Source organism: Synechococcus sp. PCC 7335 (genome assembly GCF_000155595.1).
GTDB lineage: Bacteria > Cyanobacteriota > Cyanobacteriia > Phormidesmidales > Phormidesmidaceae > Phormidesmis.
In genome coordinates, this window is record NZ_DS989905.1 from 227,344 (window position 1) to 239,811 (window position 12,468).

Annotated in this window: 11 protein-coding genes; 3 read left to right on the forward strand and 8 right to left on the reverse strand. The window is 52.7% G+C overall.

Translation table 11 applies throughout. The annotated features are described in order from the left end of the window. Positions 1-66: 66 nt before the first annotated feature. The 3 genes from S7335_RS20820 to nifJ all read right to left on the reverse strand — a co-directional run bounded on the left by S7335_RS20820 (position 67) and on the right by nifJ (position 6,026). Positions 67-1,092 carry a dihydroorotate dehydrogenase-like protein gene (locus S7335_RS20820; RefSeq protein WP_006458137.1) on the reverse strand — a complete coding sequence of 342 codons (1,026 nt, stop codon included), beginning with the start codon at positions 1,090-1,092 and terminating at the stop codon, positions 67-69. A gap of 106 nt (positions 1,093-1,198) precedes the next feature. Next, complete coding sequence (locus tag S7335_RS20825; RefSeq protein ID WP_006458116.1) at positions 1,199-2,179, reverse strand: hypothetical protein; 981 nt, start codon at positions 2,177-2,179, stop codon at positions 1,199-1,201. Between the two features lie 76 nt (positions 2,180-2,255). Continuing rightward, the gene (nifJ, locus tag S7335_RS20830) at positions 2,256-6,026 is read right to left on the reverse strand and encodes a pyruvate:ferredoxin (flavodoxin) oxidoreductase (RefSeq protein WP_006458144.1); all 3,771 of its coding nucleotides are present in this window, start codon (positions 6,024-6,026) and stop codon (positions 2,256-2,258) included. A gap of 265 nt (positions 6,027-6,291) precedes the next feature. Here nifJ and S7335_RS20835 point away from each other — a divergent pair, with 265 nt between their 5' ends. From S7335_RS20835 to S7335_RS20845, 3 genes are all read left to right on the forward strand, one after another. Then, positions 6,292-6,828 carry a universal stress protein gene (locus S7335_RS20835; protein WP_006457846.1) on the forward strand — a complete coding sequence of 179 codons (537 nt, stop codon included), beginning with the start codon at positions 6,292-6,294 and terminating at the stop codon, positions 6,826-6,828. Between the two features lie 97 nt (positions 6,829-6,925). Then, a complete protein-coding gene (locus S7335_RS20840) occupies positions 6,926-7,450 on the forward strand; it encodes a universal stress protein (protein ID WP_006458048.1) in 525 nt (174 codons plus the stop codon). A 12-nt stretch (positions 7,451-7,462) separates the two neighbouring features. Then, positions 7,463-8,773, forward strand: coding sequence for a DUF4010 domain-containing protein (locus S7335_RS20845; protein ID WP_006458229.1), 1,311 nt, complete (start codon positions 7,463-7,465; stop codon positions 8,771-8,773). Positions 8,774-8,806: 33 nt separating this feature from the next. Here S7335_RS20845 and S7335_RS20850 read toward each other — a convergent pair whose 3' ends face one another. From S7335_RS20850 to S7335_RS20870, 5 genes are all read right to left on the reverse strand, one after another. After that, the gene (locus S7335_RS20850; RefSeq protein WP_006457777.1) at positions 8,807-9,043 is read right to left on the reverse strand and encodes a HypC/HybG/HupF family hydrogenase formation chaperone; all 237 of its coding nucleotides are present in this window, start codon (positions 9,041-9,043) and stop codon (positions 8,807-8,809) included. A gap of 2 nt (positions 9,044-9,045) precedes the next feature. After that, positions 9,046-9,846, reverse strand: coding sequence for a hydrogenase nickel incorporation protein HypB (gene hypB, locus S7335_RS20855; RefSeq protein ID WP_006458023.1), 801 nt, complete (start codon positions 9,844-9,846; stop codon positions 9,046-9,048). Between the two features lie 44 nt (positions 9,847-9,890). Next, a complete protein-coding gene (gene hypA / locus S7335_RS20860; protein ID WP_006457934.1) occupies positions 9,891-10,232 on the reverse strand; it encodes a hydrogenase maturation nickel metallochaperone HypA in 342 nt (113 codons plus the stop codon). A gap of 100 nt (positions 10,233-10,332) precedes the next feature. Further along, complete coding sequence (locus tag S7335_RS20865) at positions 10,333-10,896, reverse strand: hydrogenase maturation protease (RefSeq protein WP_006457888.1); 564 nt, start codon at positions 10,894-10,896, stop codon at positions 10,333-10,335. Between the two features lie 113 nt (positions 10,897-11,009). Next, positions 11,010-12,467, reverse strand: coding sequence for a Ni/Fe hydrogenase subunit alpha (locus S7335_RS20870; RefSeq protein WP_038019336.1), 1,458 nt, complete (start codon positions 12,465-12,467; stop codon positions 11,010-11,012). Position 12,468 lies beyond the last annotated feature (1 nt).

Below are 12,468 nucleotides of genomic sequence, written 5' to 3' on the forward strand. Positions count from 1 at the left end.
GGTTTTGTTTATGCGGTTTTGTTCATACGGTATTTTGTTCATATGGTTTCGTTCACACGGTTTTGTTTATACGGTGTTTTGATGAAGTCGGTAGGTTTGGATCGATTTGAGATATTGGGCTCGCTCAAAGGCACTCGGGTCGGGGCAGTTGACTTGGCTCATGCTGCCCTGAAGCTGTTCTAGTGAGTCGTACTCATGCGCTTCTAGCCAATCTCTTAGATCTTGTTCTACGCGGTGCAGATGGTCGATGCCGTAACGTAGCAAAGCGCTCACCATCTGAGTTGTACTTGCTCCTGCCATCAGCAGCTTGATCGCATCTTGAGCCTGATGCACGCCGCTGGTTGCCGCGAAATCTATCGGCAGCGTGCCGTACAAAATAGCAATCCACCTCAGCGGCAGGCGCAGATCTTGAGAAGTGCTCAGCAGCACTTGTGGGGAGACTTCTAGCGCCTCGATGTCAATATCAGGCTGGTAGAACCGATTGAACAGAACCAGGCCATCGGTTCCGGCTCTAGTCAGGCTTTCTGCAAAGTTGGCCAGATTAGAGAAATAGGGACTGAGCTTGACGGCGACGGGAATATTCACCGCGTAGGTAACCCCTCGAACAATCTCGCAATAAGTTTGTTCAACCTGCAAAGCAGTGGTTTCTGGCTGAGTAGGCACCGCGTAGATATTCAGCTCAATCGCATCAGCTCCTGCTTCTTCTAATTGTTCGGCATAGCGGGTCCAGCCGCCGGGCGTTGTCCCGTTGAGACTGGCAATAATCGGGATATCCACCATCGCTTTGGCCGAGGCGATGTGATCTAGATAGGTCGTTGCTCCGACCGGAAAGAGAGCGTCAGGGAAGGCAGGCCGTTTTGGGAAGTAGGTGAGGGCTTCAGCGTAGCTCTCGCTACCCTGCGTCATATAGTAATCTAGCTCTAAGCGATCGCGCTGTAGCTGTTCTTCAAATAAAGAGTGAAGCACAATCGCCCCGGCCCCAGCGTCTTCCATCTGCCGCAGATGCGAGAGATCTTCGGTCAATGGCCCACAGGCCCCGACCACTAAAGGAGAGCGCAAGGTCATGCCTAAATAAGTTGTTGAGATATCCATGATGTTTTCTCGTTTGTGTAGTCCTATCCCGTAGGGACATAGCATGCTATGCCCCTACGGCGTATTGATGCATAGCCGATAGATTATTTAGGCGCATGCCCCTTACCTATTCGGGTAGTTGTTCTAATTGATCTACTTCTAATCGACCTGGTTCCAAACGATCTGAGGGTGAATCAGACTGTAACTTGGGCTGCTTTCCATATCGGGCCAGGAGCGTCGCGCCAAAGCCAAAGAGGGCGACTAGGCTAATCAGCGCCCCGCCAATAAACGGCACTAGGCTAACCACAAACAACACAATCAGCCCTGTCCAAAACTGGCGAAAGGAGACTTCTGGGTGTCGTCGCTGTAGGCGTCTGCCGAGCCATAGGCAGGCTGCTGTCCCGCCGAACAAGCTAGTGAGTAAAACCGCTAGATTAGACAGTGGAATGAGAACAGCGCCTAGGGCACTGCCAGCGGTGAGCACCGTGAGCACGAATAGCGCCGCAATGCCGCCAATGCCATAGATCAAGCTATTGAAGGGATGGGCTTCAAGAGTAGAGGCGATCGCGCCCACATGATTAGGCAGCAGCAGCAGTAGCAAGAGTCCAATTAAGCCTACGCCAATGAAAGCAATCAGCCAGAAGATCACATTGCCTAGATAGAGCGTGCCAAAGACCCCAAAGCGATCAAACACGCCGCTAAATCCCTCTAGCATAGTGAACTCGTTGCCGCTAACGACAGCACTATCCGCGCGAATAATCTGTCCACCGATGGTAAAGACATCCCCGTCTACCACGACCTCCTCAGCTAGCTGCACATCGCCGCCAATCGCAAACGTATCTCCTCGGATTACCGCCCCTGTTTCGACGGTGACATCACCGCCAATCGCAAAGGCATCATTAACGGTCTGAGATTCTGTGACGATTAAGTCGCCACCAATTTTGAAGACGTCCTGTTCTGTCGGTGATTTGTTGGCATTAATGGCAGGATCAGCCTGAACCGGAACAGAAAGGCCGCTAAACCACAGGGCCAAGATCAAAGCCAGTAAGCTGGTGAGCCACCACTTAAGCGGCTTCCATGCAAAGGGGTGTGAGAACTGTTCTTTCATGAGATTTTTCTCCTAGGGGGGCGGGTTACAAGCGATGATTCTCTTCTGTGTTGAAAGTGTCTTGAAGAGATGTTTCTTAGAGGTGTTTCTCTGGAGAGACTTGAGCCCGAGGGTTCTGTGAGCGCGCTAAATACTGATAGAATTGCCACCTAGTTTTGACGTCTTGCTGCACCTGCTGAAGCAGCCGCTTCGCCGTTTCAGGATGACTGTGAGCCAGCATCTTGAAGCGGTTTTCCTCGTACATAGATGCCTCTACCGGCAGCTTTGGCGAACGGCTATCTATGATTAGACCGCCGCCCTCATCGGTCTGACGACGCGGGTCGTAGCGGTATAGCAGCCATCGGCCAGAGTCGACAATGGCCTTTTGATGACTCATCGCCCGAGCCATGTCGATGCCGTGAGCAATGCAGTGCGAGTAGGCAATAATCAGTGAGGGGCCCTCATAAGCCTCGGCTTCTAAAAAGGCTTTGAGCGTATGCTCATCACGAGCGCCCATCGCAACGCTGGCAACGTAGGCGCTGCCGTAGGTCATAGCCATCAGACCTAAGTCTTTTTTGGCGGAGGTTTTGCCCGCAGCGGCAAATTTGGCCACTGCACCTTTAGGCGTGGCCTTGGACTGCTGCCCGCCCGTGTTGGAATAGACTTCGGTATCGAGTACGAGAATATTGACATTGCGATCGCCGCTCAGCACATGGTCTAGTCCGCCATAGCCAATGTCATAAGCCCAGCCATCACCGCCAACGATCCACACGCTCTTTTTCGCTAGATAGTCTGCGAGCGAGAGAAATCGCTGAATGTCCTGGTCAAGCGCTACTGAAACGCCAGTTTCACGCATTTTCCCTAGCATTCCTCGAATCAGATCTAGCCGCTCACGCTGTTCTACAATATCGGCTTCGTCTTGCTGTTGCGCCTGCAGAATCTCTTTGGCAACGGGCACTAGCGCCGATTCTCTAAATCTGTCTGCACTGGCAATTTTCTCTAACAGCTCAGCGGCATACTCCGTTTGCTTATCGATCGAGACTCTAAAGCCCAAGCCAAACTCGGCGTTGTCCTCAAACAGTGAATTGGACCAGGCTGGGCCTCGGCCCTGAGCATTGTGGCTCCAGGGTGTGGTGGGCAAGTTGCCGCCGTAGATAGAGGAGCAGCCAGTGGCATTGGCCACTAGGAGGCGATCGCCAAACAGCTGAGTGAGCAGCTTGAGATAGGGCGTTTCTCCACAGCCCGCGCAGGCTCCCGAAAATTCAAATAGCGGCTCTTGCATCTGCTGCTGACTAATTTTGCGAAGGCTGAGCCGCTGTCGATCTAGCGCGGGCAGAGCTAAGAAGAAATCCCAATTTGGTTTCTCCTGCTGTCGCAAATCACCAAGAGTTTCTGACTTCTCGGCTGATTGTTCTTCTGCGGTCTGTTCTTCTGTGCCCTGGTCTGCACGATTATCTAAGGCCTCAGTTTGAGACGGCTGGTAAACCGGCGTCATATTAATCGCCTTTAGTCGAGGCACTGCTTTGTTTTTGGCCGGGCACACATCCACACAGATGCCGCAGCCAGTGCAGTCTTCTGCTGCGACTTGAAGGGTAAACGCCTTGCCCTCCCATTCGCGAGCCTCAGTATGCAAGAAAGTCTTGGGTGCTTTCCGTAAAAGGCTAGGATCGTATGCTTTGGCGCGAATCACGCTGTGTGGGCAAACCATGACGCATTTTGCACACTGCACGCAGACTTCTGGGTCCCACACAGGAATGGACTGGGCAATATTGCGCTTTTCCCATTGAGTCGTGCCAGTAGGATAGGTGCCGTCGCAAGGCAGAGCGCTGACAGGCAGGCTATCGCCTTGCCTTTGCATCATCTTTCCTAATACAGACTGCACAAACGGAGGGGCGTCGCTAGCAACTGCTGGTTTCATCGGGGGCAGCGAGCCAACTTTTGTGTCCTGTGGAATCGGAATGGTATACAGATTTTGCAGCGTTTGATCGACAGCTTTCAGGTTCATTTCAACGACAGCTTCGCCTTTGCGCCGGTAGGTTTTGAGAATGGAGGCTTTGATGGCCGCGATCGCCTCCTGCTGAGGTAAGATATCTGCTAGGGCAAAAAAGCTGGTCTGCATTACAGTATTAATTCGCCCGCCCATTCCCGCTGCGCGAGCGACCTGATAGGCGTTGATCGCAAAGACCTTGAGCTGCTTTTGAACAATCTGCATCTGGGTTCTCTCAGGCAGCCGCTGCCAGGTTTCTTCTGGTGTGTAAGGAGAATTGAGCAGCAGCGTTCCTCCCTGCACAGCCGGTGCTAAAACATCAATTTTGTCTAACAAGGGCCACTGATGGCAGGCAACAAAGTTAGCCTGCGTAATCAGATAAGGCGAGTGAATCGGCCGAGGGCCAAAGCGCAAGTGAGAGATAGTCACCGAGCCCGATTTCTTGGAGTCGTAGACGAAGTAGCCCTGGGCGTAGGTGTTAGGCAGCTCGCCAATAATTTTTATTGTGTTTTTGTTCGCGCCTACTGTACCGTCCGATCCAAGTCCATAGAACACCGCGCGCAGCGTTTCTGCTGGCTCAATTGAAAGGGTAGGATCGTAGTTGAGGCTGGAGTGGGTGAGATCGTCGTCAATACCGATGGTAAAGTGATCTTTGGGGTCGGGTAAGTTGCGCTGAAAGCTGTCCCACAGTAGATTCTTGAAGATGCCTTCTACCATCGCTGGCGTAAATTCTTTGGAAGACAATCCATAGCGACCGCCCACAATTATAGGAAAGCTATTGTCTGGAGCCGTAAATCGCTGTTCTAATAGTGCGGTCAGCACATCTAGATAAAGGGGCTCACCGCTGCTACCGGGTTCTTTAGTCCGATCTAGCACACTGATAGCTTTAACTGTTTTGGGCAAAACAGCCACCAGCCGCCGGGTATCAAAGGGCCGATAGAGACGGACCTTTACAACGCCTACGTTTTCTCCTGATCTGTTCAAAGCATCCACGGTCTCTTGGGCAGTCTCGCAGCCAGATCCCATTAACACAACCACTCGCTCAGCCGTAGGACTACCCCAGTACTCAAAGGGACGATACAGCCGCCCGGTGAGCTGAGCGAAGCGTTCCATGGTTTGTTCTACAATGCCAGCGCCCTCTTGGTAGTATGGATTGACGGCTTCTCTTGCCTGAAAAAACACGTCGGGATTTTGGGCGGTGCCTCTAATGACTGGGTGATCGGGACTGAGAGATCGCAGCCGGTGCTGAGCAATCGCCTCATCGTCCATTAACTCTCGCAGTTGTTCTGTTGAAAGCAGCTCGATTTTTTGAATTTCGTGAGAGGTGCGAAAGCCATCGAAAAAGTGAATAAAAGGAATGCGGCTGGCAAAAGAGGCAGCGGTGGCGATCGCGGCCATATCTTGGGCTTCTTGCACCGACGCTGAGCACAGCATGCCAAACCCAGTGCCCCGCGCCGCCATCACATCGCTATGGTCACCAAAAATAGAGAGGGCCTGAGCCGCCACCGAACGCGCCGCCACATGAATCACGCAGGGCGTTAGCTCCCCAGCGATTTTGTGCAGATTAGGCAGCATCAACAGCAGCCCTTGCGAAGCAGTAAACGTGGTTGTGAGTGCGCCTGTTTGGAGGGCGCCATGCACCGCCCCGGCTACCCCGCCTTCGCTCTGCATCTCGACAATAGCCGGAACGCTGCCCCACAGATTAGGTCTTTGTTCTGCTGACCAGGCATCTGCCCATTCACCCATAGGAGAGGCAGGTGTAATCGGATAAATCGCAATGACTTCATTGAGCGCATAGGCAATTCGAGCAACCGCTTCATTGCCGTCTAGCGTTACAAACTGAGCTTTTGTTTGAACTTCAACTGGGTTTTTAGCTTGCATAGTTTTTTCTCTACTAGCGTTGAAGCTTCTCAGTTGGTTGCATTACCCAAGAAGTTGAATCTACAAAGCTCAAACTACGAGAAAAGTTTGAGGAACTTATGAAGGATAATTTCTCAGCGCAAGGACTGAATTTTAGGTCACTAACCCCTCACAAGATCCTCATCTCTAATTTCTATGCTCATCGATATAGAGTCACTGCAAGCGGCCCTTTTGAGGGGCTCTTGCGAGCGGTTTGACCTAGCTGACATTTTGAGGATGACGTTTGATGACTTCTGTTCCATTTCAAACTATTTTGGTGGCCATTGATGACACCGAGGTGAGCAACAGAGCGCTGGCGGCGGCCACCACATTGGCTAGCGCCCTCGACGCGAAGCTGATGATTGTGCATGCGCTCAATCCGCACGATGTTCATAGAACGCGACTGTCCCCTGCAGCCGCTTCTATCTATAGCGGTGAAGAAGCAGCGGCTGAGCGCGCCTATGAACAGGAATGGCTCAGCTATGTCAGCCGCTACGAGTCGATGCTAAAGCGGAAGACGGACGAGGCGATCGCCGCTGGCGTAGACGCCGATTTCATTCACCCACACGGCTCGCCAGAATCGGTACTTTGCGAACTAGCCCGAACTCACAACGTCAGTCTGCTAGTGGTAGGCAGTCACCAGCGCACAGGCATGGCCGAGATAATGCTGGGCAGCACCAGTAACTACATTGTCCATCATGCGCCTTGTTCGGTTCTAGTTGTCTATGCCGGAGAGCAAGCTGTCGATTCAGCCTCTGTAGAAAGCGAACCTGCGAGCGCATAGATAATTGCGATCCTCATAGCTTTCTCAATTGAGATTGTTCTAAAGCGCTTGAGCAGCAAAAGCACTTGAGTACAGAGATCGAAGAGGATTAAACAATATGTACAACAGAATACTGGTGGCGCTCGATACGCTAGAGCCTGCTGTTTTCGAGACGGCTGTAGACATCGCCGCCGTAACAGAGGCCACTCTACTTTTACTGCACGTCCTCTCGGAGCAAGATCTAGCCAGTCCACCCTCGCCGAGCGCGATCGCCCGAGAGTATGCTACGCCGATATGCGAACAGTCGCAAGCAACCTACCAGGCGCAGTGGCGAAGCTACGTCGATCAAAGCCTAGAAACATTGCGCGACTATGTCAGCCGGGCCGAAGCTGCAGGCGTCATCGCTGACTTTTTGCAAACGAGAAACGCACCGGGTCAGGGCATCTGTCAGACGGCCAAGAGCTGGCAAGCAGATTTGATCGTGATGGGTAGCCACCATCGCCAAGGAATCGAAGAGATCGTACTAGGCAGCGTCAGTAACTATGTCATGCACCACGCCCCCTGTTCGGTGATGATTATCGCTCTAGACTCTGAGCAGAATGAGCCAGCAGCGGCTGTGGCTGCCTCGCATGTGGCTGTGTAGCGAGAGAGAGCTATGGATTGGACGATTGTCACTAGGTTAGCGATCGCACTCGCATTGGGTCTCATTCTCGGCACAGAACGGGGATGGGAAAATCAGCAGGTTGAAAACTGGCAGAATTCGGCAGAAGAAGCGGCCGCCGGGCTGCGTAGCTTTGGCATTGTTGGGCTGTTGGGTGGTCTGACTGTGCTGCTAGCGGGTGCGAGCAATCCGCTTTTGATCGCTGGGCTATTTCTAGGATTTTCGCTGTTAGTCACCGCTTCCTACTGGCTCACCGCCAAGCGAACGCACGATTTTGGTATCACGACCGAGCTAACGCTGCTGTTGACCTTTTGCTTGGGCGCCCTCTCGGTGGTCGGCTACACAGCCGAATCGATCGCCGTGGCAGTGGTGGTCGCTGCGATCTTGGGCTTTAAGCAAGAAATGCACAGTTCGATTCACAAGCTCAATCGGGCAGAGCTGCTGGCGACGCTGCAGCTACTGTTGATTGCGGTCGTAGCACTGCCGCTGCTGCCAAATCAGCCACTCGGGCCTTGGCAGGCGGTCAATCCGCGCACGGTGGGTTTACTGGTGATGCTGATTTCGGCGACGGCCTATGGCGGCTATTTTGCGGTGCGGCTGTTGGGCGAGCGCCTGGGCCTTTTGCTCACAGCAATCCTAGGCGGGCTGGTTTCTTCTACAGCGGTGACGATCGCGTTTGCCCGGATGAACAAGCAGGCAAACGTGTCACCGATGCTGCTAGGGGCGGGCATTTCTTTGGCTGCTGGCACAATGGCGCTGCGGCTGCTAGTAGAAATTGCTGTGGTCAATGCCGATTTATTATCCGTACTGGTGCCGCCGATGGCCTGCTTGTCTATTGTGCCGCTAGTGGCAACGGTGGCGATCTCATACATGCTTAGTCGTCGCGCCTCGGCTCAGAAATCAGCGACGCGGCGAGCGGCGTCAAACCTACCAGCAGCTGTCAAATTGGGCAATCCTATCGATTTGAGATCGGCACTGATCTACAGCGGTGGACTGACGCTGCTGTTTGTTCTAGTTCGCGCGGCTGAGGCTTGGCTCGGCGAGTCAGGCATCTACTTACTCTCTGCTATTTCAGGAATTGCGGATGTCGATGCGGTCAGTCTTTCTTTGGCAGCCTCTGCCAACAGCGGCCTCGCTCATAGCATAGCCGTCCGAGGTATCTTGCTAGCGGTGGCTGTGAATACGCTGGTGAAAGCGGGCATCGCCTTGGCGATCGGTGGCTATCGGCTGGCTCGCTGGAGCACGACTATTTTAATCGCATCGTTGGGGTTGGGCGGTGTCACCGCTTTGATCTATATAAATTAGACCTAACAAACCAGACTCTCTTAGTTCTAACGCTTATACCTGAGCTGTCATATCGATTTGTTCGAGATAGTACAGCGTCTCTTCCGCTGCCTGAATGTCTAATTTGCTAATAGCAAACCCGACATGCACCACAACATAGTCGCCTATCTGCGCTTCAGGAACGTAGGCAAGGCTCACAGTTTTGAGAATGCCGCTAAAGCTGACTTTCCCTGTGCGATCGAGATCTTCACCCTCAATGCTGATAATTTTTCCAGGAACGGCTAGGCACATGGCTAAAGTCTCTGGCTGATCATAGGACTGGCAGCACGACTGGTGATAGAGACGCTATCTGTTTTAACTTTATTGTGCTGGTCTGCGATCGCCTGCCGGAGATAATCCGCCAAGTCTCTCATACCTTCTCCCGTCTTGGCCGAAAGCTCAAACACGACTGCCTGTGGCGCAATCTGATGAAGATGACGTAGCGTTTCTTCCCGGTCAAACTCAACGGCGGCGGCCAGATCAATTTTGCTGATCACCACGACCTGAGCCAACTTAAATGTGGTTGGATATTTCAGCGGCTTGTCTTCGCCTTCAGTCACCGACATCACCACAATTCTTAGATCCTCACCTAGATCGTAGGCCGCAGGACACACCAGGTTTCCGACATTTTCAATTACGAGAAAATCGAGCGTCGCCAAATCTAGCTGATGGGCGGCTTTGGCCACGCTGCTAGCCTCTAAGTGGCAGAGATTTCCGGTGGTAATTTGCCGCGCTTGGATGCCAGCTTGATGCAGCCTTTCGGCATCGCGTTCGGTGGCCAAATCGCCGACGATAACTCCTGGGCGAATGCCTACCGCCGATAGCAAATTGTCTCGTTTCAGCAGTTGCTGAAGCAGCGTCGTTTTGCCTGCACCTGGAGAAGACAATACATTGACAGCGAGTAAATGGCTAAACAACGCTCGGTTGTGATCGGCATATTGAGTATTTTTGGCTAGCACCTGCGCTTGAAGGTGCAAAGTCTGCCGCACCGGATCAGTCGAGCCTGTATCAGTCGAGGCTGACGGTGTTTGATTACATCCACATTGTCTACACATAATACGGTCCACACACACTGTTGGGTCTTTGATAACGAAGTTGATTACGAGACTTCTAGGGAAGCGAGCTGTAGGTCTTGTCCCTGGCGAATGTCAGTGCTGATCTGCTGACAGCGCGGGCAGTTAAAAACCCAACTAGTTGGATGAAATAGGCGATCACAGCGATCACAATAGCACTGCGTCGGTACCGTTTTGATCAACAGCTCAGCCCCTTCAGCCGGCGTCCCCGTACTGACCACATCAAAGGCAAACATCAGTGCATCGGGCACGACTCCAGAGAGTTCTCCTACGTGCAGCTCAAGGCGATGAATTTTTTGGGCGCCTGCTTGTTCGATCTGTTCTATGGCAAGATTTAGTGCGGATTGCATGAGGCTAACTTCGTGCATAGTTCGTGCATAGTAGGCGAAAGAGAAAGTCCTTTAGCTTGATATGACAGGGGTTTACCCCCTGAAAACAGTGCAAGCTAAGTGCAGATTGCTACAGAACTTACTGGTAGGTTTGCAAGAAGTGCTCGATAGTTCTGACGGCCAGATCGTAGCCGCTTTGAGCAGTCGAAGAGAGTGCGTCTCCAAAGTTAAAGCTCTCAGTCGGAATCTGCAACAGCCAGGCTTGGGGAGAGTGGCTATAGACTTGACGGGTGAGGTTGAGTAATATCCAAGGATCACCGCTGTGAGACGTGCTGCGCGGCAGTGAATTGGGCACGCGCTCGCCCACAATTGGCTCTAGCTGAACGGTTCTAGCACAGTGTTCACCGCCGCAGGCATCGACAAAAATAACGTAGTCAGCGCGAGACACATCGCTGGCTAGATCGGGCGTAAGCTGATGTACCGCCAAGGTCTTAACTGCGCTAAGCTGCCACTTGGCTACAGCTGTGGCGACTTTGGGACCCACAGCATCGTCGCCTCGCAGCTCATTGCCGTAGCCAATGACCAAAAACCGAGGCTGAGAGGCTGCTGGAATAGTATGGGTGGCCTTGCGCTCAGTTGTAGGAGCACTCAGAGCATTTTTGCTAACAGAGTCACGATTTGTCTGAATAGAGGTAGTCACCATAGAGAATCTCCTTGGCTATTAACGCTGTTGCTGTGGTACGTAAATGTCTATAAATTCAGCGTAGATAGTTAGCATGAGGAATTTATGAGGGGCAAAGAGATACTAAGCAGCCTCTAGCGAAAGAGCTGGTCCAGCTGCTGGCCTTTGGCATCGACTAGCTCAATCTGTAGCGCCATCTGCCCAGCCGCATGAGTAGAGCAGCTCAGGCAAGGATCGAAGGCCCGAATTCCCGCTTCTACTCGGTTAAGCACTGGTTCTGGAATGGTGTCGTCGTGGATGTAGTGGCGAGCGATCTGGGCGACGGTGCGGTTCATCGCCAAATTGTTTTGCCCGGTAGCGATAATTAAATTGACCTGCGTGAGTAGCCCGGTTTCGTCGATTTTGTAATGGTGGAAAAGCGTGCCTCTAGGCGCTTCGCCAACACCGACGGCTTCGAGTCGGTTGACGTCTGCGCGCGATCGCAATCGCTCACTTTGCAGATCCGCATCGGCTAGCCCGCACTCAATTCTCTCCAAACAGGTCAAAATTTCAATCAGGCGAGCATAGTGATAAAAGAAGGAGCTGTTGACGATTCCGTTTGTCGATTCGCTGTGCTTTCGGAAGTGCTGGAGTTCTTGCTCAGCTAGCGGCGTGCCAATGCGGTCACAAATATTCAGTCTTGCTAGCGGCCCTACCCGGTACAAACCGCTCTTTAGCCGACAGAGATCGTCTCGATCTGGATAGCCAAGCGGCTTATAGTATGGAGATTTTAGGTAGGAGTCAGACTGTACTCTTTCGCCAATCCAATCGGTATAGTCAGCCGGGTCTAGCCGATCGGCGATAATATTGCCGCCGCTGTCTACAAAGCGCAGCCACCCATCGTAATGCTCCCAGGTACCATCAGCCGTCACCAGTCCCATAAACAAACTGGGAAAATTGCCAAAAATATGAGCTTCTTCTTGCAGATTTTCTAACAGCCGCCGAAAGCGTGCTAGCACCCGCAAAATAATCTCTTTAGCTTCAGGCAGCCGCGACTGAATCTCAGCTTTGTGTTCAGCAGAAAGACAAGACCGGACGCCCCCCGGCACCGCCCAGGCCGGATGAATCTTACGTCCGCCCAGATAGTCAATTAGTAGCTGGCCAAACTGCCGCAGCCGAATTCCGCCTCTGGCCAGTTCTGGCTCTGCCGCCATCAGTCCAAAGATATTGCGCCCAGCCGGATCGCTCTCCCAGCCCAAGAGTAAATCTGGACTGCTGAGATGAAAAAAGCTCAGCGCGTGCGACTGAATAATTTGGCCTAGGTTCATCAGTCTACGCAGCTTTTCCGCTGCAGGGGGAATCTCTACGGCCAGCAAGCGATCACCCGCTTTAGCGGAAGCTAGCAAATGACTAACCGGACAAATCCCACAGATCCGCGCGGTAATTCCTGGCATTTCCCAAAAGGGCCGCCCCTCGCAAAACTTCTCGAAGCCGCGAAATTCAGTGACGTGAAATCGCGCATCGCTGACCTCACCCTGTTCATCTAAATAGATAGAGATTTTGGCATGGCCCTCAATGCGCGTGACCGGATCGATCACAATTCTGTTGGTCACA

Bases quoted from the DNA above. Each gene is read 5' to 3' on its own strand.
- hypB (WP_006458023.1), bottom strand. From the start codon at position 9,846: ATGTGTAGACAATGTGGATGTAATCAAACACCGTCAGCCTCGACTGAT.
- S7335_RS20820 (WP_006458137.1), bottom strand. From the start codon at position 1,092: ATGGATATCTCAACAACTTATTTAGGCATGACCTTGCGCTCTCCTTTA.
- S7335_RS20825 (WP_006458116.1), bottom strand. From the start codon at position 2,179: ATGAAAGAACAGTTCTCACACCCCTTTGCATGGAAGCCGCTTAAGTGG.
- S7335_RS20835 (WP_006457846.1), top strand. From the start codon at position 6,292: ATGACTTCTGTTCCATTTCAAACTATTTTGGTGGCCATTGATGACACC.
- hypA (WP_006457934.1), bottom strand. From the start codon at position 10,232: ATGCACGAAGTTAGCCTCATGCAATCCGCACTAAATCTTGCCATAGAA.
- S7335_RS20865 (WP_006457888.1), bottom strand. From the start codon at position 10,896: ATGGTGACTACCTCTATTCAGACAAATCGTGACTCTGTTAGCAAAAAT.
- nifJ (WP_006458144.1), bottom strand. From the start codon at position 6,026: ATGCAAGCTAAAAACCCAGTTGAAGTTCAAACAAAAGCTCAGTTTGTA.
- S7335_RS20850 (WP_006457777.1), bottom strand. From the start codon at position 9,043: ATGTGCCTAGCCGTTCCTGGAAAAATTATCAGCATTGAGGGTGAAGAT.
- S7335_RS20840 (WP_006458048.1), top strand. From the start codon at position 6,926: ATGTACAACAGAATACTGGTGGCGCTCGATACGCTAGAGCCTGCTGTT.
- S7335_RS20845 (WP_006458229.1), top strand. From the start codon at position 7,463: ATGGATTGGACGATTGTCACTAGGTTAGCGATCGCACTCGCATTGGGT.